This is a genomic window from Frankia sp. AvcI1, assembly GCF_001420875.1.
GTDB classification, from domain to species: domain Bacteria; phylum Actinomycetota; class Actinomycetes; order Frankiales; family Frankiaceae; genus Frankia; species Frankia alni.
Window position 1 is genome coordinate 57,511 of record NZ_LJFZ01000006.1, and the last position, 14,287, is coordinate 71,797.

The 14,287-nt window shown below is 74.0% G+C and carries 9 protein-coding genes and 15 pseudogenes; 7 read left to right on the forward strand and 17 right to left on the reverse strand.

Going from position 1 to position 14,287, the window contains the following annotated elements; all coding sequences use genetic code 11:
- The 10 genes and pseudogenes from UK94_RS44315 to UK94_RS44350 all read right to left on the reverse strand — a co-directional run.
- Positions 1–342: pseudogene (locus tag UK94_RS44315) on the reverse strand (SulP family inorganic anion transporter); the annotation flags it as partial.
- A 1-nt stretch (position 343) separates the two neighbouring features.
- A pseudogene (locus UK94_RS44320) lies at positions 344–482 on the reverse strand (hypothetical protein); the annotation flags it as partial.
- A gap of 1 nt (position 483) precedes the next feature.
- A pseudogene (locus tag UK94_RS44325) lies at positions 484–938 on the reverse strand (SulP family inorganic anion transporter); the annotation flags it as partial.
- A 363-nt stretch (positions 939–1,301) separates the two neighbouring features.
- Positions 1,302–2,201 (reverse strand): DUF305 domain-containing protein, encoded by a 900-nt coding sequence (locus UK94_RS08255; RefSeq protein WP_235487039.1) that lies wholly within the window; start codon positions 2,199–2,201, stop codon positions 1,302–1,304.
- 93 nt (positions 2,202–2,294) lie between these two features.
- The coding region (locus tag UK94_RS44330) for an FHA domain-containing protein (protein ID WP_235487042.1) at positions 2,295–2,488 on the reverse strand (194 nt) is incomplete at its 5' end.
- Between the two features lies 1 nt (position 2,489).
- Positions 2,490–3,833 (reverse strand): annotated as a pseudogene (locus UK94_RS08260) (FHA domain-containing protein); the annotation flags it as partial.
- Positions 3,834–4,068: 235 nt separating this feature from the next.
- Positions 4,069–4,569 (reverse strand): glycoside hydrolase family 15 protein (locus tag UK94_RS44335; RefSeq protein ID WP_235487044.1); only part of this gene is annotated, 501 nt, incomplete at its 5' end.
- Position 4,570: 1 nt separating this feature from the next.
- Positions 4,571–4,835 (reverse strand): annotated as a pseudogene (locus UK94_RS44340) (glycoside hydrolase family 15 protein); the annotation flags it as partial.
- A gap of 1 nt (position 4,836) precedes the next feature.
- Positions 4,837–5,208, reverse strand: a pseudogene (locus UK94_RS44345) (glycoside hydrolase family 15 protein); the annotation flags it as partial.
- Between the two features lies 1 nt (position 5,209).
- A pseudogene (locus tag UK94_RS44350) lies at positions 5,210–5,840 on the reverse strand (trehalase-like domain-containing protein); the annotation flags it as partial.
- A gap of 427 nt (positions 5,841–6,267) precedes the next feature.
- Between UK94_RS44350 and UK94_RS08270 the strand changes: the two are divergent.
- Entirely contained in the window at positions 6,268–6,831 is a 564-nt protein-coding gene (locus UK94_RS08270; RefSeq protein ID WP_011607342.1) for a hypothetical protein, read from the forward strand.
- A gap of 18 nt (positions 6,832–6,849) precedes the next feature.
- Here UK94_RS08270 and UK94_RS08275 read toward each other — a convergent pair whose 3' ends face one another.
- The 5 genes and pseudogenes from UK94_RS08275 to UK94_RS08280 form a co-directional block, all read right to left on the reverse strand.
- On the reverse strand, positions 6,850–7,050 hold the full coding sequence (locus UK94_RS08275) for a hypothetical protein (protein WP_009741926.1): 201 nt from the start codon (positions 7,048–7,050) through the stop codon (positions 6,850–6,852).
- A gap of 380 nt (positions 7,051–7,430) precedes the next feature.
- A pseudogene (locus UK94_RS44355) lies at positions 7,431–7,785 on the reverse strand (phospholipid carrier-dependent glycosyltransferase); the annotation flags it as partial.
- 1 nt (position 7,786) lies between these two features.
- Positions 7,787–7,911 (reverse strand): annotated as a pseudogene (locus UK94_RS44360) (hypothetical protein); the annotation flags it as partial.
- 1 nt (position 7,912) lies between these two features.
- A pseudogene (locus tag UK94_RS44365) lies at positions 7,913–8,042 on the reverse strand (hypothetical protein); the annotation flags it as partial.
- Between the two features lies 1 nt (position 8,043).
- Positions 8,044–9,233: pseudogene (locus UK94_RS08280) on the reverse strand (phospholipid carrier-dependent glycosyltransferase); the annotation flags it as partial.
- Between the two features lie 40 nt (positions 9,234–9,273).
- On the opposite strand from UK94_RS08280, the gene rsmI reads away from it, so the two are divergent.
- A complete protein-coding gene (gene rsmI / locus UK94_RS08285) occupies positions 9,274–10,401 on the forward strand; it encodes a 16S rRNA (cytidine(1402)-2'-O)-methyltransferase (protein WP_055749350.1) in 1,128 nt (375 codons plus the stop codon).
- A 74-nt stretch (positions 10,402–10,475) separates the two neighbouring features.
- Here rsmI and UK94_RS08290 read toward each other — a convergent pair whose 3' ends face one another.
- Positions 10,476–11,030, reverse strand: a complete 555-nt coding sequence (locus tag UK94_RS08290; protein ID WP_055749351.1) for a hypothetical protein — start codon at positions 11,028–11,030, stop codon at positions 10,476–10,478.
- Between the two features lie 168 nt (positions 11,031–11,198).
- Positions 11,199–12,323: an ABC transporter substrate-binding protein gene (locus tag UK94_RS08295; protein ID WP_041939864.1), complete on the reverse strand. Its 1,125-nt coding sequence runs from the start codon at positions 12,321–12,323 to the stop codon at positions 11,199–11,201.
- 114 nt (positions 12,324–12,437) lie between these two features.
- Between UK94_RS08295 and UK94_RS75890 the strand changes: the two are divergent.
- The 5 genes and pseudogenes from UK94_RS75890 to rsmA form a co-directional block, all read left to right on the forward strand.
- Positions 12,438–12,590: pseudogene (locus UK94_RS75890) on the forward strand (AraC family transcriptional regulator); the annotation flags it as partial.
- A gap of 20 nt (positions 12,591–12,610) precedes the next feature.
- Positions 12,611–12,812 (forward strand): annotated as a pseudogene (locus UK94_RS44380) (TatD family hydrolase); the annotation flags it as partial.
- 1 nt (position 12,813) lies between these two features.
- Positions 12,814–13,017 (forward strand): annotated as a pseudogene (locus tag UK94_RS44385) (TatD family hydrolase); the annotation flags it as partial.
- 42 nt (positions 13,018–13,059) lie between these two features.
- Positions 13,060–13,262, forward strand: a pseudogene (locus UK94_RS44400) (TatD family hydrolase); the annotation flags it as partial.
- A 50-nt stretch (positions 13,263–13,312) separates the two neighbouring features.
- Positions 13,313–14,194 carry a 16S rRNA (adenine(1518)-N(6)/adenine(1519)-N(6))-dimethyltransferase RsmA gene (gene rsmA, locus UK94_RS08305; protein ID WP_256788006.1) on the forward strand — a complete coding sequence of 294 codons (882 nt, stop codon included), beginning with the start codon at positions 13,313–13,315 and terminating at the stop codon, positions 14,192–14,194.
- The last annotated feature ends 93 nt before the right edge of the window (positions 14,195–14,287 follow it).

Here is a 14,287-nt window from a genome sequence, read left to right on the forward strand (position 1 = left end):
CCGGAGTTGACGTTGACGATGGTCTGGCCGATCATCGCGCAGCCGCCCATTCCCCCGAAGAAGCCGTTGACGACGTTGGCGATGCCCAGGCCCCAGGACTCGCGGTTCGGGTCGTGGGTGGTGTCGGTCATCCGGTCGACGATCTGGGCGGTCAGCAGCGTCTCCAGCAGTCCCACCGCGGTCAGCGCGACCACGTAGGGCGCGATGATCCGCAGGGTCTCCCAGGTCAACGGGACGTCGGGGAGGCCGGGCACCGGCAGCGAGCTGGGCAGCCGGCCCTCGTCCCCGACCGTCGGCACCGAGACGTGGAAACCACACGTGACCAGCGTGAGGACCGCCACCNCCACGAGCGGCGCCGGGATCGCCTTCGTGACCCGGGGGATCGTCAGCAGGATCGCCAGTCCGCCCGCGACGAGGACGTAGACCTTCCACGACTCGCCGATGACGTGCGGCATCTGGGCGGTGAAGATCAGGATGGCCAGNGCGTTGACGAAGCCGATCATCACGGTGCGCGGCACGAAGCGCATCAGCCGCGCGACCCCGAGCACGCCGAGGACACCCATCAGCAACCCGACGCCGATTGTGGTCGCGAGCAGGTAGTTCAGCCCGTGCTCGCGGACCAGCGGCGCGGCCACGAGGGCCATCGAGCCCGCGGCGGCGGAGATCATCGCTGGTCGGCCACCGGTGAACGCGATGATCACCGAAATGGTGAACGACGCGAACAGGCCGACCTTCGGGTCGACCCCGGCGACCACCGAGAACGAGATCGTCTCCGGGATCAGCGCGAGCGCCGTCACCAGGCCCGCGAGCAGCTCCACCCGGACGTAGCGCGCGCCCGGCCAGCGTCGGGCCAGCGCGGGCAGGCGCAGTCCCCCGACGACCGCACGACCGCTCCCGGCCACCACGCCGGCGGCCTCGCGGGGGGAAACACCTGTCATGGAAGCGGACCTCGAGGATCGACGGCGGCGTCGGCTCAGCGCCGAAGCCGCCGTGGCGGGACCGGACCCCTACTCGCCCGCCGCCTGTCGCCACCCCGCGATGCATCGATCGGACGGCGACGCGTGAAGCGGGAGACGGCGCACCTGTGACAGACACGACGGATCCCCGGGGGAAACGCGGCGTGGCGGCATCATCGCCCTGGGAACGACGGTGGGGCGGCGTTCCCCACGCCTCGGGTGCACGACCGGCGGTACGGTCCGGTTAATCGGATCTGACGATACAAAGTCAGTTTCGGTAAAGCGATGGCCGGGTTCGGTAAAGCGATGGCCGGGTTCGGTGAAGCATTGGCCGGGTTCGGCCGGTCATGCCCGGGGCGCCCCGAGCCGGGCCAGGGCCTCCTGCATCTGGTCGATCTCGATCGACTGGTTGAGCACCATCGCCTTGGCCAGACTGCGTGTGCGGTCGGACCCGGCGTGCTGCGCCGCGTACTGGGCCATCGCCAGCCCCCCACGATGGTGGTGCACCATCAGGGTGAGGAACAGGACGTCGAGGTCGCGGCCGTGGATCGTCGCGAGCCGTCGCAGCTCGTTCGGGGTCGCCATGCCCGGCATCCGGGCGGTGTCGCCGGCCGAGGCGGCGCCGCCGACGGTGCCGTTCATGCCCGCCATGTCGGCCATGGCCGCCGAGCCGGTGTCGCCGTGCGCGTCGTGGCCGCCCCCCGCCGCCGCGCCCGTGCCGCCCATCCAGCGCATCGGCGCGCCGGCGGCGCTCTGGGCCCGCCCCCAGCCCGACAGCCACGCCGACATGACGCCGATCTCCCGCTGCTGGGTCAGCGCGATGTCCTGGGCGACGCTGCGGGTCGACGTGTCGCCGCCGCGGTCGAACTCGATCATCGCCATCTGCACGGCCTGCGCGTGGTGCTCGGACATGTCGCGGGCGAAGCCGACGTCGACGGAGCTCTCGCCGGGCGGGCGGTCGCGCAGGTCGCCCAGCGCCGCGCCGGCGGCCAGCAGCCCGGCCACCAGCACCACGACGACCGGGGTCCACCACAGGGCCGCCCGGCCCCGGCGACGCCGACGCGGGGCGTCGGCCTCGCCCGGCGAGGGCGCATCCGGTGCGGACACGCCCGGTCGGGCTCTGGCGGGGCCGGGTTCGTCGCGTGCGGGCCGGTCGTCCTGCCTGCGCGGCTCGGCTGGGGCCTCTGCGGGCGCGCTGGGGGAGGCGGGCAGGCCACCCCCGGCGCGCAGCTCTGAATCGCTCATCGTCCGTCAAGTCTGACGTAGGTGCCGACGTTTCGCGCGCCACCCCCGCCGGACTTCTCGCGTCGCGCAGATCACCGGGCCGGGCGGGCGGCCTCAGACGTGTAGGTGGGAGTTGAAGACGAAGGTCCTCTTGCCGACCTGGACGCGGGTGCCGGGCACCAACGGGGCGGGCTGGTGCGGGTTGAGGGGAGTCCACACGGTCGCCTCGGGCGGGGCGATGTAGGTGCCGTTGGCCGAACCCTGGTCGGTGATCACGGCGTCCCAGCCGGTCAGGGTGATCACGGCGTNCACCCGGGAGACGGCGCTCTCGCCGTCCTCGACCGGCAGCGCCCGCGCCTTGCCGGCCCGGACGGCGTCGTCCCGGTCGGGCTGACGGCCGATGACCAGGTCCATGTCGACGTTCATCGTCTGCCCGTCGTCGAACACGAGCACCCCGACCGTCGGACGCGGGCCCCAGACCGTGCGGGAGCTCTGCTGGGCCAGGGACAGGCCGCACTCGGCGCAGTAGGGCGCCTGCGGGTGGTTGAAGTGCCCGTTCGCGCACAGCACCCCCTCGACCTGGGGCTCGGATCCGCTGGGCAGCATCGTCGGGGCCTCGTCGTCCTCGATGAGGTCGGAGACGGTGAAGGTCTGCCCGGGAAGCTGGGTCATGGCGTCGTGCTCGTCGTCGGTGAGGTCGTCGCCGAGCCCGTCGCCGAGCCCGTCACCAAGGCCGCCACCGAGGCTGTCCGTCAGGGGCTCGGCGTGCCCGCCGAGCGGGCCGAGCCCCTGACGGAGATGGCCGTTCGGCCCGGAGTCGACCGCGGCGTGGCCGAGCGCCTCGCGCCCGGCGAGCTCGGTCGGCGGGTCCTCGTCGAGTTCGTCGAGTTCGTCGAGGTCGGCGGCCTGGGTGGGCTCCGCCGCCGCCCGGCGACGCCTGGCCTCCTCCTCCTCGCTGAGCAGCGGGGCCAGCGCCGGCGGGGTGGTCGACATCGGGTCGGGGGCACGCGAGCCGGGCGTGGGGATCGGCGCGGCGCCGGTCATCGGGTCGCGCAGCGGATCGAAGCCGGCGAGCAGCTGGTCGGCCGACGCCTTGGGGGCGGGCAGCGCGGGCGCGTCGCTGAGCGACAGGCTCGCGCCGATCCCGGGCACCGCGCCGATCCGCAGGTCGAGAGGGAAGCCGAGGTCGCCGAGGCCGCCGGGGAAGCCGGTCGGGCCGACGATGCCGGTCGGCCCGACGTCGATCCGGGCGATCTCCGTCGGCAGCAGGCGGTCGACCCAGGTGGCCGAGTCCACGCCGGACAGCGTCACCCCGGAGGTGCCGGACGCCACGACGTCCATCGCCCCGTGGACGAGCGCCGCGACGCGGTCGTTGACGGTGGTCAGCAGGCTGAAGTCGGGCACCCGGTCGGGGTCGGCGTCGGCGAGGAGCCCGGCGACCCGGCGCACGAGCCGGCGACCCATGGTCGACGCGGTCGTGCCCACCTCCGCGGCCACCTCGGCGCACAGCCCGAGCAGCCTGTTGGTGATCTCGGCGGTCTCGGGCCGGCCGGCACGGGCGACGATGAGCGCGCCGGGCAGCCGGACGACCACCCCGGTCCGATCCGGGTGCCCGGACTCCACGACCACCCGGAAATGGTCCAGTCCCGCCATGACCTCGCCCCTCGTCCCCACACCCCGCGCCGCGCCGGTCATCACCGCCGGCGGCCTCGTGGCACATCCTCGCCGCTCGGTGCGGCCCGTCCGGTACGGTCCTATCCTGCCGTGCCCGCGGGCCGGCTGGTACCGCCTTACCGCTACCGTGGCCGGCGTTGTCCGGGTCCCGACAGGCGAGCGCGCGCCGCGGGCGCGCCACCCGCCCGCCGGGTGGTCGAGGGCGGGGCGGCGGTCAGGCCAGCGCGCGGTCCAGGTTGATCGCCGCGCTGATCAGCGCGAGGTGGGTGAACGCCTGCGGGAAGTTGCCGAGCGCCTCGCCGGAGGAGCCGATCTCCTCGGCGTAGAGGCCCACGTGGTTGGCGTAGGTGAGCATCTTCTCGAAGACCATCCGGGCCTCGCTCACCCGGCCGGCCCGGGTCAGTGCCTCCACGTACCAGAACGAGCACAGGTTGAACGTGCCCTCGTCACCGGTCAGCCCGTCGCTGCCGTCGGCGGCGTAGCGGCGCACCAGGCTGTCGCTGACGAGGTCCTCGCCGAACCGGTCCAGGGTCGAGAGGAACCGCGGATCGGTGGGCCCGGAGAACTTCACCAGCGGCATGCACAGCAGGGACGCGTCCAGCCGCGGTGAGCCGGGGAACTCCATGTAGGCCCCGCGGGTCGGGTTCCACGCCTCGTTCTGGACGAACCGGTACGCCTGACCGGCGAGGTCCTTCCAGTCGTTCGTCGGGCCGGGNAGGCCCCGCTGGCGCGAGATGCGGCAGGCCCGCTCGAAGGCCACCCAGGTCATCAGCGCCGAGTAGGTGAAGCGCTGGCGCCCGCCGCGGGTCTCCCAGATCCCCTCGTCCGGGGTGTCCCAGTGCTTGGCCAGCCAGTCGAGCTGGCGGCCGAGGGCCTCCCAGAGCTGGAAGGAGATCGGGACCTTCTTGTTGTACAGGTAGACCGAGTCCATCAGCTCGCCGTAGATGTCGAGCTGGAGCTGCTCGGCGGCGGCGTTGCCGANGCGCACCGGCTTCGAGCCGCGGTAGCCGGAGAGGTGCTCCAGGACGATCTCGTCCAGGTGGGCGTTGCCGTCGACGCTGTACAGCACGTACAGCCCGGAGTCCTTCGGCGCCTCGTGGCAGCGCTGCTCCAGCCAGTCCATGAACGCCGCGGCCTCGTCGGTGAAGCCCAGGGCCATCAGCGCGTAGGTGGTGAACGCCGCGTCCCGGATCCAGGTGTAGCGGTAGTCCCAGTTGCGCACCCCGCCGAGTTCCTCCGGCAGCGAGGTGGTCGGCGCCGCCACCAGTGCGCCGGTGGGCCGGTAGACCAGCAGCTTCAGCACCAGCGCGCTGCGTAGGACCATCTCCCGCCAGCGGCCGTGGTAACGGCTTTGNCGCAGCCACGCCTGCCAGTAGTTCAACGTCCGGGTGAACAGCGTGTCCGCCTCGCCGATGATCAGCGGCCGGATCGTCGAGTTCCACTCGAGCACGATGTCGGCGGTCTCGCCCATGGGCAGGTCGAACTCCGCGAACACGGCGGTGCCGTCGACCCGCAGCGGCAGCGAGGTGCGCAGCACGAGGGTGCCCTTGACCGATTCGAACACCGCACCCGAGCCGGGGATCAGCGTCACCGTGTGCGCGGCCCGCCCGTAGTCGAACCGCGGGTCGCAGCGCAGCCGGAAGGTCGCCGTCCCGCGCACGGCGCGGGCCTGGCGGACGACGACGTGCGGCGTCTCCGCGACGTCGCTGTCCACCGGGACCATGAAGTCGACGACCTCGCCGACCGCCCGCGGGGTGAGGAACCGGGTCATCAGGATGTTCGAGTCGGGCAGGTACAGCTGCTTCGCCCGCGAGTCCGGACAGTGGATGCGGAACGACCCGCCGCGGTCGGCGTCGAGCAGGCTCGCGAAGACCGACGGCGCATCGAAGCGTTGTGGGCAGTACCAGTCGATCGTGCCATCCGTGGCGACCAGGGCCACGGTACGCAGGTCGCCGATGACCGCGTGCTCCTCGATGGGCGGGTAGTNGGTGTCGGGCATTCGTAGGCTCCGCGAGGCGTGGCTGGCCGAGGGTCCGACCAGGGATTCTGCGGGGGACGGACCAGGGAGGACGCCACCGCGCGAGCACAACCCGACGCCGAGCCGCTCGCGTCCTCCCGGCCGCCGCCGGTCGCCACCCGAGCGATGGCAACCAGGCGAAGGTAACCCGCCGGGGCGGTCCACGCCCATCACCGCCGATAGCCGAATTTAGGGCCCGACCCGCCGTGTGAACTCGCGATGTCGGCGAGGCGTCGGCGCTGGGTCCACACTGCCTCGACGGAGGGCACGGGAGGGGTGGAACCCCCGTCGCCACCGGCGGTCCGCGGTGGCCGCGGGCGGCGGCGGGACCGGCGTTCGCACCCCGGTGGGGGTCTCGCCGCGCGGGCGTCCGAGGCCGCCACCTACGATCACGCCATGGCCGCCCACCCTCCGACCGCCGAGGACGGTCGTGCCGCGCTGGTGATGTTCGCTCGGGGCGACCGGGTCTTCCCGGTCGACGACCTCGGCGGCGGGATCTGGTCGCGGCGCGGCACCGTGCTGGCCGTGCACGCGGCCGGGCGCCGTGAGCCGGCCGAACAGGCCGGGCCGGTGCGCGTCGAGTCGACCCGCAGCGCGGCGCCGGTCACCGCGCGGGCGACGGTGCTCTGGGACGACGGCAGCGCCGAGGTGCTGGCCGAGGATCAGCTCTGCCTCGTCTACGACCAGGAGGCCCCCGTCGGCGTGCGGGTCGTCACCCTGCCGATGGCCGAGCCGGTGGATGTGGTGCAGCACGGCGGGCACGTCGTGCTGGTGCTGCGCGACGGCCTGGTCTCGCCCGCGGTCGTGGACTCGCTGCGCGACAAGTTGCGCCGGGTCAGGGCGGCGCTGACCCCGGCGCGGCCCGACCCCGCCTCCGCGGCCGAGCTGCGTCGGCGGGACCTCGACCTGCTGCGGGCCCTGATCGCGCAGCTCACCGGGGGTGCGCCCGAGCCTCGCTGACGGGCGCCGCCGGGCGGGTCAGGACGTCGAGTACGGACCGGGGCGGACTCCGCCCGGGCCGTAGGCGTTGCCGTTCATCCCGGCCCGCGGCTGCTCGGTCATCGCCTGGCTCACCTTCGACGCGATCGCCTCGGTGAGCCGGATCGCCTGCGTGAGGGACAGGTTCAGCACGATCTCGCTGTCATCGGTCATTGCGAAGCGCACCGACACATCGGCCATGGTGGTTCCTCCCAGTCTCGGTCCGCCCGACACCCGGCTCCGGTGGTTGGAGGTCGGAGGGAGACCCGCACGGGCGCTGCCTGCCGTGCGGCCTCGGGGCATGGTGACCGCCCCACCATCCCCGATCGGGATCTCGCGCCGTACGTGACCCCCCCTGTCGCCTCCACCGGTGAGGCTGCTAGCGGTGTGCTGTTCCGACTCTGGGTGATCAGTCAACTTCGTTTGCCCCCGTGCCTGCGTGCCGATCCGGGCGGGAACGCCCCTTTGTGAGGATGGCATCGCTCTGGGTGGCTGCGGGGGAAGTTGGGCCGGCTCTCGTGAGAGAGATCACATCGAGCCCACTTTGCTCGGTCAGTGCGCCCGCACGGGGGGCTCCCGGCTCAGATCCAGCCGGGGAACCACATCCTGGCCCGCCACGAGGAGTAGGGGATCACCTGCGCGGCCAGGATCGGGTAGAAGTACGCGAACAGCAGGACCACGACGATCGTGTAGATCCCGACCGTCAGCGCGCCGGTCAGCCGGCGGGCGTCAGAGGCCTCCCGCGGGCCGAGCGCGAGCCCCGCCAGCGCCGTGATCCCGAGCACGAGGAACGGCAGGCACGGCAGCGCGTAGAAGAAGAACATCGTGCGGTTCGGGAACAGCAGCCACGGCAGGAACGCCGAGCCGAACCCGACCAGCACCAGGGCGGCCCGCCAGTCCCGCCGAGTCACCCACCAGGCGAGCATCCCGAGCAACNCGGCGGTGCCCACCCACCACACCGCGGGGTTGCCCAGCGCCAGCACCTCCCGGGAACAGCCGGCCGGAGCATGGCAACCGGACGTCCCGTAGGCGGGCGACGAGTAGTAGTACGCCACCGGCCGGNCCATCACCAGCCAGCTCATCGGGTGCGAGGCGAAGGCGTGCCCCTGGTCGAGGCCCTCGTGGAACTTCAGCACCGCCATCTGGTACTTCCACCAGCCGTGCCACGCCGCGCCGAACCCGTTGCCGTAGAANTGCCGGTAGTAGCCGCCGTCGGTGACGAACCAGCCCGTCCAGGTGGCCAGGAACACCCCGATCGGGACGACGACGAACGTCGCCGCCCACGCGGGCAGGTCCCGCCGCAGCGCCCCCAGCACGGGCCGCTGCGCGCCGCCGGTGCGCCGCGCACCGATGTCCCAGGCGATCGCGAGCGCCGAGAGGCCGATGATCGTGTAGAGCGCGCTCCACTTCACGCCCATCGACAGGCCGAGCGCCACCCCGCAGGCCAGGCGCCACCGGCGAAAGCCCAGCCGGGGCCCGTAGAGTTCGCGCAGCCGATCCTGCCGGCCGGCCGTGGCCGTCGAGGCCTCGGAGCCCGCCGTGGCCGCCGTGGCCGGAGAGACCGCCCCGCTTGCGGCCGCCGTGCTTGCGGTGACCGCGGTGCTTGCGGTGACCGCCGTGCCTGCCGTCGTGACGGACTGCGCCGAGGCCGCCCCCGGCGAGCCGTCGGCCGTCGGGGGCGGTGAACCCGAGCCGCGGGCCAGGGCCGCGTTCAGGCGGTCGGCAAGCCGGGCCCGGCCGTCGTCACGGTCGAGCAGCAGGCAGGCCAGCGCCACGACGACCCCGGTCATCAGGAAGATGTCGAGGATCCCGATCCGGCTCTGCACGAACTCCAGGCCGTCCATGGCGAGCAGCAGGCCGGCGAAGCAGCCCAGCAGGGTCGAGCGGAACATCCGCCGGGCGGCGCGGGCGAGGACGAGCACGGCCAGCGTGCCGAACAACGCCGAGGAGAACCGCCAGCCGAGCTCCGGGTCGCCGTGCGGAACTCCCGAACAGTTCGTGTACCCGAACAGGCCCTCGGAGGCGGCCATCAGCCACTTGCCGAACGGCGGATGGACGACGTACGCCGGCCCGGAACAGTCGTTCGAGTTGATTTCGTAACCGGCGGTGAGCAGGCCCCAGGCGTCCTTGGTGTAGTAGACCTCGTCGAAGTACACCCCGCGCGGCTGGGTGATGTTCCAGAACCGCAGCACCCCGGCCAGGACCGCGACCGACAGGGTCGCCAGCCAGCCGGCCAGCGGCGAGCCCGGCATCGGCGGGCACAGCCGCTCGCGCAACGCCTCGGCCCGCGTCCGCTGTGGACCGAGGGGGTCCGGACCGGTCACCGGCGGCGTGTCGCCTCCTCCGCTCGCACTCCAGGGCACGTGGGCCGTCGTCGCCGTCACACCGATCAGGGTAGGTCCTGGCTCCTGACACACTGGGCGGGTGTCCGGGACCCTGGTGCTGTGCGGCGCTCCGATCGGTGATGTCCGGGACGCGAGTCCGCGTCTCGGTGAGATCCTCGCCACTGCGGATGTGATCGCGGCCGAGGACACCCGGCGGGTGCTCCGGCTGGCGCACGCCCTCGGCGTCACCATCTCCGGCCGGATCGTGTCCTGCTACGACGCGGTGGAGGGCGCCCGCGCCGCCCTCCTGACCGACTACCTGCGCGAGGGGGCCACGGTCGCCCTGGTCACCGATGCCGGGATGCCGGCGGTGTCCGATCCCGGCTTCCGCGTGGTCGCCGCGGCGGCCGCCGCCGGCATGGCCGTCACCGTCGTGCCCGGTCCGTCCGCGGTGACCGCCGCCCTGGCCGTCAGCGGCCTGCCCACCGACCGGTGGACCTTCGAGGGCTTCCTGCCGCGCAAGGGCGCCGACCGGCGTGCCCGGCTGCGCGAGCTCGGCGGCGAGACCCGCACGATGGTGTTCCTGGAGTCCCCGCACCGGCTCCCCGCGGGCCTGACTGACCTGATCGCCGCCTTCGGTGCCGGCCGCGCCGCGGTGCTCTGCCGAGAGCTGACCAAGACCTTCGAGGAGATCGTCCGCGGCGATCTCGCGGCCCTGCTCGCCTGGGCCACCGACGGCCGCGTGATCCGCGGGGAGTTCACCCTGGTGATCGCCGGCGGCGCCGGGCGCCGCCCGGTGACCGTCGACTTCGCCCCCGCGCAGGCGGCGGCCGACCCCGCCCCCGCGGCCAACCTCGATTCCGGGTCCGCGGCCGACCCCGACTACGCCGCCGACCCCGACTACGCCGCCGACCTCCATTCCGGCTCTGCGGCCGAGGGCGGCTCTGCCGCCGACCCCGCGGTCGCTTCCGGGTCTGCGCCCGGTTCCGGCTCCGCTGCCGGCACTGACCCCGCGGCCGAGAGCGGGGCCTTCGAGGTGGGATCCGTCGACACAGTGGACGCGCGGGTCCTGGCTGCCGACGTGGTCCGGCGCACCGCCGCCGGCATGCCGCGCAAGGAGGCCCGTCGGGCGGTCGCGGCCGACTACGGCGTATCCCGCAACGATGTCTACGCCGCCGAACTCGCCGCCCGCGAGCCCCGCCCCGCCCCGACCGACCGCCCCCGCTAGGTCGACCGTCGTAGGGGCGCGGTTCCGCGGAACCCCAAGATCGCTGGGGCTGGGGCTGGGGGTCGCGGCGTGGGTCAGCAGCCTCGCTGGAGCAGCAGGGCCTTGCCCATCGCCGCCCACTCGTAGGTGATCATGTAGGGCCACATGCGGCGGGGTGGCGGCACCCCGATCATCCGGACCTCGCCGGGATAGCAGCGGCCGAGCCGTAGCCGGGCCCGGGTGCTCTGCGACGTGGAGGTGATCACGATCAGGGAGTGCCAGCCGCGCCGGGCCGCCGCGGCACCCACCCAGCGGGACTCCCCCTGAGTCGTCAGGGGGCTGGGCGCGAAGCAGATCACCTCCACGCCGGGGATGGTGCCGGGACAGGGATCGTCGGCGGTCGGGGTCGAGACGGCGAGGACCGGGGCGTAACCGGCACGGGCCAGGGCGACCGCCCGTTCGAGCCGGCCAGGACTGCCGGCGAACATGACGATCGCGTCGACCGGCGCCGGCCGGTCGCGATGGGGGAAGACGAACAGCCGTGCGGTGGCCGCCGTGAACGCGACCGCCAGGACGCCGACCAGGGCGATGGTGATGGCCCGGCGGCGCGATGTACCGGCCGGCGCGCGCTCGAGCGGACCCGCCGCCATGGACCTCCCTTCGCGGCGGCACGACGCCGCCGTGGCCGTCGTGGAGCCTCGTTCCACCGCGTGACCCGAGCCAACCACGGCTCACCCGCTCCGGGCGGGCGCACCCGCCGCAACCCGCCGCTACGCCGACGCCGTCCTACGCCGACGCCGTCCTACCTCGGCGTCGGCCTACGTCGACGGGGTGGTGGAGGTCGGCCGGGCGGTCGGGGGCGCCGAGGCCGGCCGGCTGGTGATCCGGCGGGGGTGGGCGAAGGTGGCCCGGGCGGCCTCCCGTGGCCACACGGTGCGCGACGCGCCGTCCTGCCACTGCACGATCGGGATCTGGTGGCCGACCTGCAGCCCGGTCGCCTCGTCCAGCCGGAACCGGCCGAGCAGCGTCGTCGTGTCGATGCCGCGGGCGGCGGCGAGCACCGAGGCGTCCTGCACGCCCCCGCAGAACCGGATCGCCCGCCCCAGGATCAGACCGGTGACGTAGGCCCAGGCGGCCGTCTCCGTCGGCGCAACGCCGTGCAGGGCGGTGTAGTCGGCGGTGAACTCGCGTGCCGTCGGCCCGGTGGCGGTCGGCTGCGTGCTCTCCGGCATCCAGCTTCCCGGGGCGAGCAGCTGCTCGCGCAGGTCGCCGAGGCTGGCGGTGGCCTGCGCGCTGACGGCGGTGGAGAACGCCGCCGCCCGCCACGGCCGGCGCAGCAGGATGTTCGCCGCGGCCAGCTCGTCGTCGGGGCTCGCATGCACGATGAGGACGTCGCCCGGGGGCAGCCGGGTCGCGGCGAGCGTGGCCTTCCCCGGCGCGAAGACGTGCGAGGCGACCTCGAACGCCTGGGAGATGGCGGCAGCCCTGGCCACCGAGGTGATCTCGACCGCGGTGTCGCCCGAGGCGAGCAGGACGACCTTGCGGGCCCGCCGGTCGGCCGCCCGCACCGCCGCCAGGACCCCGCGCGGCCAGGTCGAGGTGGCGGCGGCGATGTTGACGATGTTGGGGAAGGCCTGCCGGACGAACCTGGTCGACGGCGCCCCCGTGTTGAACACCACCCGGTCGGTCGCCGCGCAGGCCGCCAGGGCCGCCCGGTGGCCGTAGGGCCCGAGCAGGGCGTCCGGGCGGGCGGCGACGGCGGCGCGCATCGCGGCCGCGGGGTCGGGGTAGGCGTCGTACGCGGTGAGGCTCACCTCGTCCCAGGGCGCGGGGAGGCGCTCGTCGCGCGCCCACAGGGTGACGCCGCGCAGACCGGCGAGGCCCTGGGCGGCGTCCGGCCCGGTCAGCGGGGTGACGAGGGCAACGGTCAACGGCGTCGTCATCGNCAGGAATCCTCGCAGTCGCTCACGAGATAAGCGTCCCATGCTTGATGGGCGCATTCCTCGGCGCGCCCGGCGTCGGCCGTAGACTTCACCGGACGCGGAAGGATGGGTGAGGTGGCGCGAAACTCTGACCGGGCGGGCGATCCACCGCCGCCGCCCGATCCCCTGCCGGTGGCCGTCGTCGACAGCCACTGCCACCTCGACCTCATGGACACCGAGGTGGATGCCGCGATCGCGGCCGCGGTCGCCGTGGGTGTCACCCGGGCCNTCACCGTCGGCGTGGACCNGCCGACCAGCCGCTGGCAGGCCGACGTCGCCGATGCCCACCCGGAGCTCTACGCCGCCGTGGCCATCCATCCCAACGAGGCCGCCCACGGGGTGAGCGAGGAGACGTTCGCCGCCGTCACCGAGTTGGCCCGCCGGGACAAGGTCCGGGCCGTCGGCGAGACGGGGCTGGACTACTTCCGCACCCCGCCGGAGGCGCACGCCNCCCAGCAGGAGAGTTTCCGCCGGCACATCGCGATCGCCAAGGAGACCGGCCGCGCGCTGATGATCCACGACCGGGACGCGCACGAGGACACGCTGCGCATCCTCGCCGAGGAGGGCGCTCCGGACACGGTCGTCTTCCACGCCTTCTCGGGCGACGCCGAGATGGCGAAGGTCTGCGCCGACGCCGGCTACGTGATGTCCTTCGNCGGCAACGTGACCTTCANGAACGCGGCGAACCTGCGCGAGNCGGCCGCCGTGGCGCCGGCCGAGCTGCTGCTGGTCGAGACCGACGCGCCGTTCCTCACCCCGGTGCCCTGGCGGGGTCGGCCCGGCGGCCCCTACCTGATCCCGCTGACGCTGCGGGCGCTCGCCGAGACCCGGGGCGTGGGCGTCGCCGAGCTCGGCGCGTCGATCGCGGCCAACGCCGAGCGGGTGTTCGGGCCCTGGTAGGCACCGATGCGCTGCTCGCGCCGGCCGAGCTGCGGGCGCTGGCGCACGCGCTGGACCTACGGCCGACGAAGCGTCGCGGGCAGAACTTCCTCGTCGACGCGAACACCGTGCGCCGGCTGGTCCGGCTGGCCGAGGTCGGCCCGGACGACACAGTGCTGGAGATCGGTCCGGGTCTCGGCTCGATGACCCTGGGGCTGCTCGGCACCGCCGGCGCCGTCGTGGCCGTCGAGGTGGACCCGCCGCTGGCCGCCGCCCTGCCGGTGACCGTCGCCGCCCGGCTGCCCGCCGAGGCCGCGGCGCGGCTGCACGTGGTGCTCGCCGACGGGCTGCGGCTGGGACCGGCGGACCTGCCCGCGGGCGTGCCCGCCCCGGACGTGCTCGCCGCGAACCTGCCCTACAACATCGCGGTGCCGCTGCTGCTGGGCGTGCTCGAACGGCTGCCGTCGCTGCGCCGCGGCCTGGTGATGGTGCAGGCGGAGGTCGCCGACCGGCTCACGGCGCCGCCCGGCAGCCGGGTGTACGGCGCGCCCAGTGTGAAACTGGCCTGGTACGCGCGCAGCCGCCCGGCCGGTGGCGTGCCCCGCCCGGTCTTCTGGCCGCAGCCGAACGTCGACTCCGGGCTGGTCGCCTTCACCCGCCGGACCCCGCCGGCGCCGGCGGAGCTGCGCGCCGAGGTCTTCGCCGCCGTCGACGCCGCCTTCGCCCAACGCCGCAAGACGCTGCGCACGGCCCTGGTCCCCTGGGCCGGCTCGCGCGACGCCGCGACGGCCCTGGCGGAGGCGGCCGGGGTGGATCCCGGCGCCCGCGGCGAGACCCTCGACGTCGAGGCCTTCTGCCGCCTCGCCGCCGCCCGCCGCGCCGCCGTCGCCGAGCCCGCCGCGGCTACTCAGCTTGCCGGGGCCCCTGCCGCCGAGCCCGGTCCGCCCGACTGACGAGGACGCGCCGTCGGGACCGCGCCGGGTTCCCTGCTTGTCCAGAGGGTTCCGTGCCCGATTTATCCCTCTGGATAAGCATGCGGACGCCCC